The 13,967-nt window shown below is 65.2% G+C and carries 10 protein-coding genes; 3 read left to right on the top strand and 7 right to left on the bottom strand.

Features of this window, described 5'->3' with window-relative positions:
• Window positions 1-242: 242 nt before the first annotated feature.
• Window positions 243-1,640, bottom strand: coding sequence for a serine hydrolase domain-containing protein (locus tag AC5P6E_RS20365; RefSeq protein WP_019338690.1), 1,398 nt, complete (start codon window positions 1,638-1,640; stop codon window positions 243-245).
• A 287-nt stretch (window positions 1,641-1,927) separates the two neighbouring features.
• Here AC5P6E_RS20365 and AC5P6E_RS20360 point away from each other — a divergent pair, with 287 nt between their 5' ends.
• Together AC5P6E_RS20360 and AC5P6E_RS20355 are read left to right on the top strand one after the other, a co-directional pair.
• Window positions 1,928-3,256 (top strand): NTP/NDP exchange transporter, encoded by a 1,329-nt coding sequence (locus tag AC5P6E_RS20360; RefSeq protein ID WP_281056231.1) that lies wholly within the window; start codon window positions 1,928-1,930, stop codon window positions 3,254-3,256.
• A 30-nt stretch (window positions 3,257-3,286) separates the two neighbouring features.
• Entirely contained in the window at window positions 3,287-3,637 is a 351-nt protein-coding gene (locus tag AC5P6E_RS20355) for a DUF1304 domain-containing protein (protein ID WP_019338688.1), read from the top strand.
• A 498-nt stretch (window positions 3,638-4,135) separates the two neighbouring features.
• Here AC5P6E_RS20355 and AC5P6E_RS20350 read toward each other — a convergent pair whose 3' ends face one another.
• From AC5P6E_RS20350 to AC5P6E_RS20340, 3 genes are all read right to left on the bottom strand, one after another.
• Window positions 4,136-4,603 (bottom strand): DUF4442 domain-containing protein, encoded by a 468-nt coding sequence (locus AC5P6E_RS20350; protein WP_019336416.1) that lies wholly within the window; start codon window positions 4,601-4,603, stop codon window positions 4,136-4,138.
• Between the two features lie 75 nt (window positions 4,604-4,678).
• Window positions 4,679-7,156 (bottom strand): acyl-CoA dehydrogenase, encoded by a 2,478-nt coding sequence (locus AC5P6E_RS20345; protein ID WP_019336415.1) that lies wholly within the window; start codon window positions 7,154-7,156, stop codon window positions 4,679-4,681.
• The gene (locus tag AC5P6E_RS20340; RefSeq protein ID WP_043399152.1) at window positions 7,153-8,070 is read right to left on the bottom strand and encodes an alpha/beta fold hydrolase; all 918 of its coding nucleotides are present in this window, start codon (window positions 8,068-8,070) and stop codon (window positions 7,153-7,155) included. The genes AC5P6E_RS20345 and AC5P6E_RS20340 overlap by 4 nt, the downstream gene beginning before the upstream one ends.
• A 141-nt stretch (window positions 8,071-8,211) precedes the next feature.
• On the opposite strand from AC5P6E_RS20340, the gene AC5P6E_RS20335 reads away from it, so the two are divergent.
• A complete protein-coding gene (locus AC5P6E_RS20335; protein ID WP_006464233.1) occupies window positions 8,212-8,814 on the top strand; it encodes a TetR/AcrR family transcriptional regulator in 603 nt (200 codons plus the stop codon).
• Window positions 8,815-8,951: 137 nt separating this feature from the next.
• On the opposite strand, the gene AC5P6E_RS20330 is transcribed toward AC5P6E_RS20335, so the two are convergent.
• The 3 genes from AC5P6E_RS20330 to hslO all read right to left on the bottom strand — a co-directional run bounded on the left by AC5P6E_RS20330 (window position 8,952) and on the right by hslO (window position 13,955).
• The gene (locus AC5P6E_RS20330; protein ID WP_010482735.1) at window positions 8,952-11,714 is read right to left on the bottom strand and encodes a TonB-dependent receptor plug domain-containing protein; all 2,763 of its coding nucleotides are present in this window, start codon (window positions 11,712-11,714) and stop codon (window positions 8,952-8,954) included.
• 382 nt (window positions 11,715-12,096) lie between these two features.
• Window positions 12,097-12,945, bottom strand: a complete 849-nt coding sequence (locus AC5P6E_RS20325) for an XOO1806 family protein (protein ID WP_019336413.1) — start codon at window positions 12,943-12,945, stop codon at window positions 12,097-12,099.
• 116 nt (window positions 12,946-13,061) lie between these two features.
• A complete protein-coding gene (hslO, locus tag AC5P6E_RS20320; protein ID WP_019336412.1) occupies window positions 13,062-13,955 on the bottom strand; it encodes an Hsp33 family molecular chaperone HslO in 894 nt (297 codons plus the stop codon).
• Window positions 13,956-13,967: the final 12 nt, after the last annotated feature.

The raw sequence follows: 13,967 nt of genomic DNA, 5'->3' as shown, positions 1-13,967 counted from the left end.
GACGTTAAGGTGCGGGATGGGGATCGCTCGGCTCGTCTGTCGGCTGGTACCCGCAGATATCATGTTGACGGTCCCTCCACCCTGGCTCCTACATACCTCGTAGGAGCCGGGAGGAACATACAAGCCCATGCTCGGCTGCCTCGCGCCAGAATTCCGCTCAGCCGAGCACGGCTCGGCTCTACACAACAACAAAAAGGGCAGCCCTCAGGCCGCCCTTCATGTTTACGGTCGAGCCCGCCTGATCAGCGCGGGGACGCCACCGCGCGGTTGCTCGAGGCACCCTTGCCCTTGCGCTTGTCCTGCTGCGCCGGGCTTGCGCCCTCGGCCATCAGGTTGTCGCTGCCGAAGTCGGTGTCCACATCCAGCCAGCGCTGCGTCGGCAGGCCGAGCGCGGAATCGAGCACGGTCGGCAGCAGGCCGCTGGGCAGGCCGCTTTCGCCGTTCCACATGATGGCGATGCCGAGATCGCGCTCCGGCACCAGCGCGACCAGGCCACGATAGCCCTGCACGGCACCGGCATGGAACACCACATCGTGGCCGGCATAGTCGAAGGTGCGCCAGCCCAGTGCGTAGCCGGCCGAATGCAGGCGCTCGCGTCGCCAGCCCGAACGCATCTCCCCGGGGGTGTTGATCAGGCTGGAGTGCAGGGTGGCCAGCAGCGGTGCCGGCAGCACGTCCGGGCGGTGGCCGGTGTGGGCCAGCAGCCATTGCGCCATATCGCTGGCGCTGGCGTTGACGCCGGCCGCCGGGGCGACGCGGTAGTAGGTCGGCTTCGGTGTCAGCGACACCCAGCCATTGCGGCTGCGCACGTGCGGACGCGCCCAGCGCGAGCTGGCCTGGATGCCGGCCAGGCCGAGGCTGGCATCGTTCATGCCCAGCGGCTTGAAGATGCGGCGCTCGACCGACTGCTCGTAGAAACTGCCGGAGGCCGCGTAGACGACATCGCCGATCAGGCTGAAGGCCACGTTCTGGTAGGCGTAGCAGTCGCCCGGCAGGCACTTCAGGCTGGTGTTGGCCAGCTTCTGGGTCAGTGAGTAGTACTCGGCGTTGCCTTCGATGTCGCGGTCGTAGGCGTTGTAGGGCAGGCCGACGCGATGGCTGAGCACGTCGGCCACGGTCAGGCGATCGGTCGCTTCCGGCGAGTTCAGGCGGAAGCCCGGCACATAGTCGGTGACCTTGCTGTCCCAGCGCAGCGTGCCGTCGTTGACCAGCAGGCCGGCCATGGTGCCGGCGAAGGCCTTGGACAGCGAGGCCAGGCGGAACACGGTGTGGGCATCGACCGGCAGCGGGTTGTTGACGTCGGTAACGCCATAGCCGCGCGCGCTGAGGATGCGCCCGCCCTGCACGATGGCCACCGCCATGCCCGGCACGCGCTCGCCATAGGTAAGCTGCTGCGCCATCGATTCGATATTGGCCACGTTGAAGCCGGCCGCCGGCAGCTGCACCTGCGGCACCAGGCCGGTGCGGTAGGCGGCGGGCTGCGTGTGGGCGACGGCGGTGGCGGCGGATTCGATGTTGGCCGGCATCGGCGGCAATGGCGGCGGGGTCTGCGCGGTGGTGGACAAGGCAACGGGCATCAACATGCCCAGCAAACCGGTGGCCGCCGAACGGATCGGACGACGCAGGCTGTTCTTTTTCATCGTGGAGACCCGTGCGCGACTGCTGATGGCGATTCTAGCGCCGCTTTTCCCTTGTGCACAAACAAAGCGAAGATGAATGCGCATCTCGTTGAAAAAGTTGGAATTTTGACGCCCTGAAAGCATGTGTCGGAACGTGTCGTATGGGTGGGGCCGTGACACTGCGTTGCAGCCTTCTGCGTGGCTGCTGCTGGCGATGTTGCAGTGCATTGGCTAACGTACGCGCTTCACCGCCCCCCGGAGCCTGCCATGCCGCTGTCCAACCGCCGTCTTCTGGCGAGGGACGCCGCGTGAGCGCGGTGAAGGGCAAGGGGCCGCTGCGTGGGCTGACGGCGGCACTGCGTGAGTCGCCGGCGCTGTGGTGGTCGTTCCTGTACTTCTTCTGCCTGCTCAGTGGCTACTACGTGCTGCGCCCGGTGCGTGAGGCGATGGCTGCCTCGGCTGACCTGGAGACCGTGTTTCCGCCGATGCTGATCGCCTGGTTTGCCAGCCATGGCATCGCGCTGAAGGACTTTGTCCTGCAGTTCCTGTTCTCCTGCGTGTTCGTGATCATGCTGGTACTGCAGCCGGTGTACGGCTGGCTGGTCAGCCGCTTCCCGCGGCGGGTGTTCCTGCCGGCGGTGTATGGGTTCTTCATCGTCACTCTGCTGGTTTTCTATGCGTTGTTCGATAGCAACGTGCCGGGGCGCGGCATGGCCTTCTTCTTCTGGATCAGCGTCTTCAACCTGTTCGCGGTGGCGGTGTTCTGGAGCTTCATGGCCGACGTCTTTTCAAACGCGCAGGCGCGTGCCTTCTACGGATACATCGGCGCGGCCGGCACCATCGGTGCCTTCCTCGGGCCGTTCATCACCAGTGTGCTGGTGCAGCGGTTGGGTATTGCCAACCTGATGCTGGTATCCACCGGATTCCTGATGGTCTGCCTGTTCTGCATCTGGCGCTTGCGGCACTGGGCGGTGCTGCGCGAGCGTGAGCAGCGGCTGGTGTCGGGAGAAAAACCGATGGGCGGTAGTGTGCTCGACGGCCTCAAGCTGATCGTTCGCGAACCCCTGCTGCGTTGGCTGGCGATCATGGTGCTGTTCGGTGTGGGCATTGGCACCCTTCTGTACAACCAGCAGGCCACAATCGTGCGTGCCTCATTCAATGATGCAGGCGCCGCCACCGCGTTCTTCTCGCGCATCGACCTGGCAGTGAACGCACTGGCGCTGCTGATGCAGCTGGGCCTGACCCGCTGGCTGCTGTCGCGCCACGGCATCGCGCCGGCCCTGTTGATCCCTGGCTTTGCGATCCTGATCGGCTTCTCGGTGCTTGCCGCTTCACCCATGCCGTTGATGGTGGCCGTGGTGCAGGTGATGACCCGCGCCAGCGAGTTCGCATTGGCCAAGCCGGCACGTGAAACCATCTATACCCGCGTGGACCGGCAGTGGCGTTACAAGGCCGGCGCGGCCATCGATACGGTGGTGTACCGCGGCGCGGACCTGAGCTTTGCGTGGGTGCACAAGGGCTTGTCGCTGTTTGGTTCACATGTGGTGTTCATCGGTGGCGTGGTGGTTGCCGCGTGCATGACCGCCGCCGCGTTTGGTGTACTGCGCGAAGAAAAAAAGCTGCCGCGCGACCGCTGATCCCGTCCAGTCATTTCGAGGAGAGAAACCATGTCGCTGATCGCGCTGCTGCTGACCGTGCTGGTCGCGGTGCTGCACCTGTACTTCCTGGTGCTGGAGATGTTCCTGTGGACCCGTCCGCTGGGCTTGAAGACGTTCCGCAACACGCCGGAGAAGGCGGAGACCACGCGCGTGCTGGCGGCCAACCAGGGCCTGTACAACGGCTTCCTGGCGGCGGGCATCGTGGTGGGGCTGGTGATCAATCAGCCGGTGCTGGTGACGTTCTCGCTGGCCTGCGTGGTGGTGGCCGGGTGCTATGGCGCCTACAGCGTGAGCCGCCGCATTTTCATGATCCAGGCGGTGCCTGCGATCCTGGCGTTGGTGTTTCGCGCGGTAGCGTAGTTTCCAGCCAACGGCGCAGCCCCTCGTGGGTTGCTCGCGTAGAGCTTGTCATGGGGTTGGCCGGGCGGGTTGGGTTCGCGGGGGACGCCGCAAGTACGTCCCTGTAGGCTTGGCCGCGGCATCCATGCCGCGGACACCCCCGCGAACCCAACCCGCCCGGCCTCAGACAGGTTCCGTGCGCGGCCAGCCCACGGAGAAGAAAAAAGAAGATCAAGAGCAACAGCGGGTCGCTGCGCTCGTGGGCTCTGCGCGCATGAAAAAAGCGGCCATTGGGCCGCTTTTGCTTCTGCTCTTCTTCTTTCTCTTGCGTGGTGGACGCCGCAGAGATCTGTCAGAGGCCGGAGGGGTGGGGCCGGGCGGGGTATCCGCGCCATGGATGGCGCGGCTAAGCCTACAGGGACGTACTTGCGGCGTCCCCGCCCGGCCCCATCCCTCCGGCCCAACCGATAAACCGCTTTCGCCGCCCACCCACGAGGGGCTGCGCCGTTCGCCGGGACACTACTTTTCCGGCGACATCCACATGTCGATGATCGCGCTGAACACCTCGGTGCCCGCGCGGTCGCGCACGCTGACCGTCACCGGCAGCGCATAGCCCTCGGCCGCGACCACAATCGGCTGTGCCGGCAGCGCCACCGCCTGCAGCGTGCCACGCGCCTTGGCCAGGTACTGCACCTGCATCCCCTTCGGGATCCAGCGCATGCCCTTCGGCAGCGACGCGTCCACCATCAGCCCGGCGGTCAGCTCGGCCAGGTTGCACATCGCGATCGCATGCACCGTGCCGATGTGGTTGCGCACGTTGCGGCGATCGGCCAGCGTGCCTTCGCAGCGGCCGTGTTCCAGGCGGGTGATGCGCGGTGCGATGCTGGCGAAGTAGGGCGCCTTGAAGCAGACCGCGCGCGAGAACAGCCAGTTGCCGGCGGGCCAGCGCTGCAGGCGGCGGTAGAGCGAAAGCAGGGGCGTGGACATGAGCGGTTTCCGGTCGGCGGATAGAACGACGGCGGGCCGAGGCCCGCCGTCGAAGGCAACGCGTGTCGCGGGCGATCAGGCCGCCTGCGAATGCGGATCCTTGTGCTGGCGGTCGTAGTAGCTGGCCGCGCGCAGCTCGTGGGTGTCGAAATCGTCCACGGTGATGGTGTCCAGGGTCAGCGTGCGCAGCTCTTCCAGCAGGCTGCGCTCGTCCTGGGTGATCACGCCCTCGGCCACGGCTTCGTCCAGCTGGGCCTTGAAGTCCAGCGCTTCGATGCCCTTGCTCTTCAGCGCCTTGAGGAACTTGCGCTCCACCGGCTCGGCCATGATCGCCTTGCTCAGGTAGCTGTTGATGCGGCCACCCGGGTTGTTCTCGCACGGGGTCAGGAACACGCCGCTGGCCAGACGATCACGCGCTTCGTTCGGCGCCATCAGCAGGGCGGCGACGCGGCGGCTCAGACGGTCGCCCGGAGCCTCGGCACGACGGCCCAGCGGGAAGATCAGCGCCCACATCAGCCAGCCGATCGGACGGATCGGGAAGTTGCGCAGCGCGGCCGACAGCGATTCCTCGATCTTGTGCACGCTGTCATGGAAGGCCCAGGCCAGCAGCGGCTGGTCGGCCTGCGGTGCGCCTTCGTCGTGGTAGCGCTTGAGCATGGCGCTGGTCATGTAGACGTGGCTCAGCACATCGCCCAGGCGGCCTGACAGCGATTCCTTGAACTTCAGCTTGCCGCCGAGGGTCATCATCGAGATATCGGCCATCAGCGCCAGGTTGGCCGAGTAACGGTCCAGCTTGCGGAAGTAGCGGCGGGTATAGGCGTCGCCCGGGGCGGCGCCGAAGCGCGCGCCGGTCAGGCCGAACCAGAACGAACGCACGGCATTGGAGATACCGAAGCGGATGTGGCCGAACAGGCTGCGGTCGAACTCCTGCAGGCCGGCACGGGTGTCCGGATCCTGCGCGGCCTTCATTTCCTTCAGCACCCACGGGTGGCAGAGGATCGCACCCTGGCCGAAGATCAGCAGGCTGCGGGTCATGATGTTGGCGCCTTCCACGGTGATCGCGATCGGCGCGGCCTGCCAGCTGCGGCCGGCGAAGTTGCGCGGCCCCAGGATGATGCCCTTGCCGCCGATCACGTCCATCATGTCCGAGATCACCTCGCGGCTCATGGTGGTGCAGTGGTACTTGGCGATCGCCGACGGCACCGACGGCACGTCACCACGGTCGACCGCCGCGGCGGTGGCCTGCGACAGCGCGCTGATCTTGTAGGCCTTGCCGCCGATGCGGGCCAGCGCTTCTTCCACGCCCTCGAAGCGGCCGACCGACAGGCCGAACTGCTTGCGGATGCGTGCGTAGGCGCCGGTGACGGCGGCACCGGCCTTGGCACCGCCACTGGCGGTGGACGGCAGCGTGATCGAGCGGCCCACGGCCAGGCACTCGTTGAGCATGTTCCAGCCCTTGCCGGCCATGGCTGCGCCACCGATCAGCTGGGTCAACGGAATGAACACGTCCTTGCCGCGGATCGGACCGTTCTGGAAGGTCGAGTTCAGCGGGAAGTGGCGACGGCCGATTTCAACACCGGCGGTGTCGCGCGGCAGCAGGCCCAGGGTGATGCCGATGTCGCGGGTATCGCCGATCAGGCCATCCGGGTCGTACATGCGGAAGGCCAGGCCGATCAGCGATGCGACCGGCGCCAGGGTGATGTAGCGCTTGTCGAAGGTCAGCTTGACGCCGAGCACCTGCTCGCCGTTCCACTCGCCCTTGCAGACGATGCCGTAGTCCGGAATGGAGGTGGCGTCGGAACCGGCGAACGGACCGGTCAGGCCGAAGCAGGGCACCTCGCGACCATCGGCCAGGCGCGGCAGGTACTGGTCCTTCTGTTCCTGGGTGCCGTAATGCACCAGCAGTTCACCCGGGCCCAGCGAGTTCGGCACGCCGACGGTGGAGCTGACCACCGAAGACACCGAGGCCAGCTTCTGGATCACCTTGTGGTGGGCCAGTGCGGAGAAGCCCAGGCCGCCGTATTCCTTCGGGATGATCATGCCGAAGAACTTGTTCTTCTTGATGAAGGCCCACAGCTCCGGCGGCAGGTCGGCATGGACGTGGGTGATTTCCCAGTCGTTGACCATGGTGCACAGCTCTTCCACCGGGCCATCGAGGAAGGCCTGTTCTTCGGCGGTCAGCTGCGGCTTGGGATAGTTGAGCAGGATGTTCCAGTCCGGATCACCGGTGAACAGTTCGCCCTCGAAGCCGACCGAGCCGGTTTCCAGCGCGATGCGCTCGGTCTGCGACAGCGGCGGCAGCACCTTGCGGAACACCTTCATCATCGGGCCGGTCAGCAGCGGCTTGCGGATGAACGGCAGCAGCAGCGGCACGGCGATGACGGCAAGCACGGCGGCCGCGACGATCGTGGCGGTCTGGTTGACGTAGGGAATGAACCAGCAGGCGGCCAGCAGGGCCACGCTGATCAGCGTCCAGGTAACCAGCCGCATGCGGTGGTAGGCGACGAACGCGCCTGCCAGCAGCAGGGCGAGGAAGGGAAGAACGATGCTCATGAGCGTGCTCCGGTGACGTGCTCGTTTGTGGCGGACGAAGCCGCAGCGTCTGCTGCGGGCAACACGTCCAGATAGTCCAACACAGTAGCGGTAAAGGCGTCGTTGTCATCGCCGGCGACCATGTGCGTGGCCTGCGGCAGCTGTACATGGCGCGCGTGCGGCGCCAACGCCAGGAATTCGGCCACGGTCTGCGGCGTGACCAGGTCGCTGCGGCCGCCGCTGACCAGCAGCAGCGGGCACTTCACCTGCCGCGCGGCCTCGGCCAGTGCATCCTGGTGCTGCTCGCTGTCGCGGGCCAGTTCGGCCACCAGTCGCGGATCCCAGTGCCAGCGCCAGCGGCCATGGCCGTCCTCGCGCAGCAGGGCGCGCAGCGACTGCTCGGATTTGCGCGGGCGGTGCGGCATGTAGGCCGAGATCACGTCGGCGGCCTGGGTGAGCGAGGCGAAGCCGTCGGGATGGGCGGTCATGAAGGCCAGGATGCGTTCAACACCGGCGGTATCCCAACGCGGGGTGATGTCGACCAGCACCATCGCCGAGAACAGGCCCGGCCAGCGCGATTCGGCCAGCAGGCCGAACAGGCCGCCCATCGAGGCTGCGACCAGCACCGGCGGGCGCGGCTGCTCGCCGGCCAGCACGATCAGGTCATCGGCGAACTGTTCGCCGTGGTAGGGCAGGTCGGCGGCATTCCAGTCCGAATCGCCGTGGCCGCGTGCGTCATAAGCCAGGGTCTGCAGGCCGGCTGCAGACAGGGCACGCGCGGTGGCATTCCAGGCATGACGGGTCTGGCCGAAGCCGTGCGCGAACAGCACCCGGCCACGGCGACCGTGGTCGCTGGCAGTGGCGGCGAGGCGGGCGCCATGGGCCGCCTCCAGGCGCAGGTCATGGAACGCAGCGGGAGTAGGGGACGTAACCATACTTGCTAGTATGGATCGCCTGTGAGGGAAGTCAATACTGCATCGTATGGTGCAGTGCGACAGGCCTGCAGGAGAGGCCTTTGACGGTTTCGCCCGCAACGGCGTACTGCAACGAACCCCGGCGTATGGTTAAATCAGCCCATGAATCAACCTGACGCTTCTGCCGGCGAACCGCGCGCCGGCCGCAACAGCCGCCTGAGTGCCGAAGACTGGGCCCAGGCGGCCCTCGACCTGATTGCTGAACAAGGCGTAGGCGCCGTTGCGGTGGAACCGCTGGCGCGGCGACTCGGCGTGACCAAGGGCAGTTTCTATTGGCATTTCCCCTCGCGTGACGCCTTGTTGCAGGCCGCGCTGGAACGCTGGGAACTGTTCGAACAGGAACAGGTGTTCGGCAGCCTGGAAGACGTACCGGACCCGCGCGTGCGCCTGCGCCAGCTGTTCCAGATGGTGGCGCATGAAGTGCAGCCGCACATCATCTACAGCGAGCTGCTGAAGGCATTGGACCATCCGATGGTGCGGCCGGTGATCGACCGCGTGTCGCAGCGCCGCCTCGACTATCTGATCGCCTCGTTCCGCCAGGCAGGGCTCAGCTCGACCGATGCACGCCATCGCGCACGCCTGGCCTACGCCGCCTATGTCGGCTTCCTGCAGCTGTCCCTGCAGCTGCAGCAGCCCAAGCAGGCGCGCGAGGATTTCGAAGCCTATGTCGAGCATCTCATCGAGACGCTGATTCCGAACGGTTGAGCGTTGTTGCTGCGTTGAGTACAGAAAGGCCGCGGCAATGCCGCGGCCTTTTCCGTTGGTGCTGCCGCAACCTGGAACACACAAAAAACAACGGCCCCTTGCGGGGCCGTTGCTGCATCAGCTGATCAGTGGATCGATCAGAACTTCTGCTTGTACTGCATGTACATGTAGCGGCCCGGCAGGTCGTACTGCGGGTCGAACATGTTGTACGAGGTCGAGTACGAGACCGGCGGGTTCTTGTCCCACACGTTGTTCAGGCCGACCATGATGGTGCCCTTCCACGGCGTGTTGTAGCGGAACTGGACGTCGTGGTAGGTCGTGGCGCCCATGTGGTTTTCGCGGTTCTCGGGATCCGAGCAGTAGTTGCGCAGCGAACCACCCAGCAGGCACGACTCGGTCATCCCCGACTTGTAACGCAGGCCGTAGTTGACGCCGAAATCACCATAGGACCAGTCGACGTACAGGTTGGAACGGATGCGCCAGTACGGATCCTGGTCGAGGTAACGTCCCTGGCGACCTTCGACCTGCGAGTCTTCCGTGGCCTTGGTTTCCCACTTGCTCAGATAGGTGCTGTCGAGGGTGACGGTGAACTGGCCGATCGAGGTTTCCGGCAGGCGGTACAGGATGCCCAGATCCCAACCTTCCACCTTGTACGATGCCAGGTTCTGCAGCGGCATGTTGACGTTGGTGATGGTGTAGCGCTCGGCGGCAGTGCCGTAGGTCGGGTCACGGGTGATCAGGCCGCAGTAGGCTGCCTGCTCAGCCGGCGAGCCGCCGTAGCAGTAGTTCATGATGTCCTGGATCGCCGGACGGGTGATGGCGTCCTCGATCTTGATCTGCCACCAGTCCAGGGTGACGTTCAGGCCGGTCACGAAGCTCGGGCTCCACACCAGGCCCAGCGTCTTGCTGGTCGAGGTTTCCGGCTTCAGGTTCGGGTTGGACTTCCAGGTGAACGGTTCGGCGGTCTGGGCGGCACCGGACTGCGGCACGCCGTCATCGTCGCGGGTATTGGGCTGCACGAAGCCAGCCGGAACACCCTGGGCAATACACTGCGCCAGCACTGCACCGGTCGGGCCATTGGCGGCCGCGCACGGGTCAGCGTAGGTTTCGAACGAGTCGCCGTCACCTGCGAACAGGTTGCTGATGCTCGGCGCGCGGAAGCCTTCCGAGTAGTTACCGCGGATCATCAGGTCGTCGATCGGCTTCCAGCGGAAGCCGAACTTGTTGTTGGTGGTGTTGCCGAAGTTGCTGTACTTCGAGTAGCGGGTTGCCGCGCTGAAGTCGAGCAGCTTGGCGCCCGGCAGGTCAGCCAGCACCGGGATCGACAGTTCCAGGAAGAACTCGTCCAGGTCATAGCTGCCCTTGGTCGGCTTGGCGCCGTTGCCGGTGCTCAGGCCAGCAGCAATGAAGGCGTCCGGATCGAACTGGCCGGATTCCTTGCGGTACTCGTAGCCCGCGGCGAACGCCAGGGCACCTGCCGGCAGCTGGGCGATTTCACCGGAGATGTTGGCGTAGTAGCCCTTGGACACCAGGTTGGAGGAGTCGTGGGCGGTGAACGAGGTGTAGTCGATGGCACCCTGGCTGATCGAGCCTTCCGGACCCAGCGCATTGACCGGCACGCAACCCTGGATGATGTCGCCACCCGGAGCGGTAACGCACACCGGCACGCCACCACGAAGCTCGGACGGACCATAGGCGTTGCGCAGGTTGGCCAGGTTGAACAGGCCATAGGTCAGGTCGTTCTGGTCAGTCTTGTCGTAGCGGTAGCCGACGTCCCAGTCGAAGTTGCGATCGGCGAATTCGAAGAAGCCTTCGAAACCACCGTAGAAGTGCCAGTTCTTGACGTTCTGGTTGAACGAACGGCCGCCGCTCTCGTTGAAGCGACGGTTGACGCCGGTCAGGTCTTCACCGGTCGGGTTGTACATGCTGTCCTTGCTCAGGCGCATGCCAGTGACGGGCATGGCGGCCAGCAGCTGCTCGGACTTGCGCTCGTTGTACATCGCCTCGGTGCGGAAGGTGACGTTGTCGGTGATGTTGTACGAGCCCGATGCGAACAGCGAGGTGCGCTCCTGCGGGGTCAGCAGGTAGTTGTCCGGTGCGGTGTTGTAGCCGTGGACGTTGGCGTTGAACGGCGTTTCCACGCCGTTGATCTGGACATAGCGCTCGTCATTGCGCAGGTAGGAACCCGGCATGCCGGTGCTGCTCTGGCCGTCGAAGAACGGCGGGCCACCGGCGGAGATCTTGCGATCGCCAGCCATGACCTTGTCTTCCTTCACGTAGGAGACACCCAGCATCACCGACGCACGGTCGGTGGTGGTGCCGATGGTGAAGTCGGCCGCTTCGCGTTCGCCGTCACCAGCGCTGTACTGGCCCTTGTAGAAGTTGGCTTCCGCGCCATCGAAGTTCTGCTTGGTGATGATGTTCACCACGCCGGCGATCGCGTCCGAACCGTAGATGGTCGATGCACCGTCCTTCAGGATGTCGATGCGCTCGATCATCGCGGTCGGGATGGTGTTCAGATCGACGCTGCCATCCAGGCCGGTGGTCCAGCGGCGGCCGTTGACCAGCACCAGGGTGCGCGCAGAACCGAGGTTGCGCAGGCTGATGCCGGCCGAACCATCACCACCGTTGTTGAACGTACGGTTCAGGGCGGCACCGTTGGCGGCAACGCGCTGCAGGATGTCGGCGACCGAAGTCACGCCCTGCTTTTCGATATCGGCGCGGGTCAGGCTCAGGACCGGCTGCGAGGTTTCGATGTCGGTGCTCTTGATGCGCGAACCGGTAACCGAGATGCGGTCAAGGTTGGTCGCTTCCTGGGCCTGGGCGGTGGCAGTGGACGCCACACCGGCAACGAGCGCGACCAGAACGGCATCGCGCAGCTTGTTGGACTGGAAATTCATTGGCTCTCTCTCTCCAAGAAATCTTGGCTGGGTTAATGCCCGGCGGGGGAGCGAAAAGCGCTCCCAAATCGCGAGGGCTGAACCGATAGTAGCGGGCGTTCGCCAAGAATTAAAGCTGCGTTAATCAAGTCTGTGATTTTGGTAAAAATGAAAATTAATGCACAAAATCAATGGCTTGAATTACATGTGCGATCACCCTGTCTCGTTTGTTAGTGCAAAGTGATGAAAAAAGTTTCCATTGGTGTGTATCGCAGTATGTCGACATGAATTGCACGGTATCCAATTCGTCGAAAAGCGCTTGGCGTGTATCACGATCGCGCATACGCAACGGGCGCCTTTCGGCGCCCGGGAGGAGTCACTGCAGGAAGACCGCGTAGTGGGATCAGAGATCCTGTTCGTAACGCACGTACGGCACGGTGCCGTCGTCGTTGCTTTCATTGCGCGGGGAGAACGGATTCTTGCCACGGCTGATCACGTTTTCGGCGCCCACGGTAAGCTGGCCGGACCACGGGGTACGCCAGGTCAGGCCGATGCCCAGGCCTTCCCACTTGCCGGGCTTGCCCGGTACGTCGATCACGCGGCCGATGATGCTGCCGGTGAAGTTGCCGTAGCCGGCGCCGATGCTCAGGCTCTTGCTGTCCCAGCGGTCGACGATGGACGGCGCGGCGTCGGCCAGCGGTACCAGGCGGGCCTTGGCGTAGGTACCGGCAATCGAGACAAAACCCTCGCGGCCGATGTTCTTCTGCGCGAATACGGTCAGGTCGTTCTGCTCGGCGCGCAGCGAAGATGTCTTGTTCGGGCCGGACAGCCACGCCGGCAGCGTTTCACGGCCGGTGCCCGCGGTGATGCCGAGGCGGCTGTTGCCGCGGTTCAGCGCGGCGGTGCCGGTGAAGCGGCGGCTGTTGAGGTCGTCGTCGTCACCCAGGCTGGCCAGCATGCAGTGACTGGCCAGGCCGCTCATGCTGGTCCCGCTGCTGCTGTTGCAGAGCAGGCCCAGTGAATCGCCGGAGGACAGGCCGAAGGCCGCATCCAGCGAGTTGCGGCCGAAGTGCCAGCGGGCGCCGGCGGCCTGTTCACCCGTGGGCTCCAGGTACAGCAGGGCCTCGACCTTGCCGCTGCCCTTGTTCCACACCGGCAGCACGGTCCGGGTGTCCTTGCTCTGCGCGTGCACGCCCGTGATCGCGCCAAGGGCGATCAGCAGGGCCAGCGGTAGACGCAGGAAGGTACGCATCGGACCAGTTCAGACAGGGACGGACAACGGAAGTTCCCGCAAAGACGGGAACTTGATCCTAGGGTGTTTATGAATTCTTAACAAGCCTTGATCCCCCCAGATGCAAGACAAGCCGTTTACTGAAGCCGTTCAGGCGCCGGTACAGTCCCCTCGGCACCGTGGAACAGTATGCCGAACTCCGTCAAAGGAAAGTGATACTCCCGCCCGCAGAATTCGCAACGGACCTCGACCGCGCCGGTGTCCGCGGCCGCGGCACGGGCCTCGTCCTCGCCCAGCGACTGCAGCATCGATGCGACCCGCTCGCGGGAACAGGAGCAGGCGAAGGACAGCGGCTTGTCGCCCATCAGTTCCGGCTTCTCTTCGTGGAACAGGCGGTGCAGCAGCTGCTCGGCCGGGGTCGCCAGCAGCTCGGCCTTGCCCAGGGTCTCGAACAGGGCGCTGGCACGTGCCCAGCCGTCCTCGTCGCCCTCGTCGCCCGGCAGCTTCTGCAGCAGCAGGCCGGCGGCGCCATTGCGGTCGGCGGCCAGCAGCAAGCGGGTCGGCAGCTGCTCGGACTGGCGGAAGTAATCCTCGAAGGCCTCGTCCAGCTCCGGTGCGGTCAGCGCGACCAGGCTCTGGTAGCGCTGCGGTTCGCGCGGGTCCAGGCCCGGGTTCTCGATGGTGATCGCGAGCAGGGCGTCATCACCCAGGCTGGACAGGTCGCGCGGCGCATCGGCGCCCTCGCTGAGCTGGGCAATGCCGCGCAGGGTACCGGCGGCGGTGCACTCGGCGAACAGGGTGCGCAGGGCGGTGCTGCTGCGCAGCTGGATCGAGAGGCGGCCATCGATCTTGGTGTGGCCGGTGAACAGCGCCGAGGCCACGCAGGCCTCGCCGAGCAGTTCGGCGGCGGTATCCGGGTACTCGGCGTGGGACAGGATCTCCTGCCAGGTGGCCTGCAGGCGCACGTGGACGCCACGGACGCCAGCGTCGGGAAGCAGGAAGCGGATCAGGGAATCGGGGTTGGCGGTCATCGGCTCACATCG

The organism is Stenotrophomonas sp. YJH_SMC_16 (assembly GCF_059367875.1).
This window is presented reverse-complemented; position numbering and strand designations above follow the sequence as displayed.

Coding starts and splice junctions, on each gene's coding strand:
- AC5P6E_RS20365 (WP_019338690.1), bottom strand. CDS start 1,640: ATGAAAAAGAACAGCCTGCGTCGTCCGATCCGTTCGGCGGCCACCGGT.
- AC5P6E_RS20355 (WP_019338688.1), top strand. CDS start 3,287: ATGTCGCTGATCGCGCTGCTGCTGACCGTGCTGGTCGCGGTGCTGCAC.
- AC5P6E_RS20350 (WP_019336416.1), bottom strand. CDS start 4,603: ATGTCCACGCCCCTGCTTTCGCTCTACCGCCGCCTGCAGCGCTGGCCC.
- AC5P6E_RS20345 (WP_019336415.1), bottom strand. CDS start 7,156: ATGAGCATCGTTCTTCCCTTCCTCGCCCTGCTGCTGGCAGGCGCGTTC.
- AC5P6E_RS20340 (WP_043399152.1), bottom strand. CDS start 8,070: ATGGTTACGTCCCCTACTCCCGCTGCGTTCCATGACCTGCGCCTGGAG.
- AC5P6E_RS20335 (WP_006464233.1), top strand. CDS start 8,212: ATGAATCAACCTGACGCTTCTGCCGGCGAACCGCGCGCCGGCCGCAAC.
- AC5P6E_RS20330 (WP_010482735.1), bottom strand. CDS start 11,714: ATGAATTTCCAGTCCAACAAGCTGCGCGATGCCGTTCTGGTCGCGCTC.
- AC5P6E_RS20325 (WP_019336413.1), bottom strand. CDS start 12,945: ATGCGTACCTTCCTGCGTCTACCGCTGGCCCTGCTGATCGCCCTTGGC.
- hslO (WP_019336412.1), bottom strand. CDS start 13,955: ATGACCGCCAACCCCGATTCCCTGATCCGCTTCCTGCTTCCCGACGCT.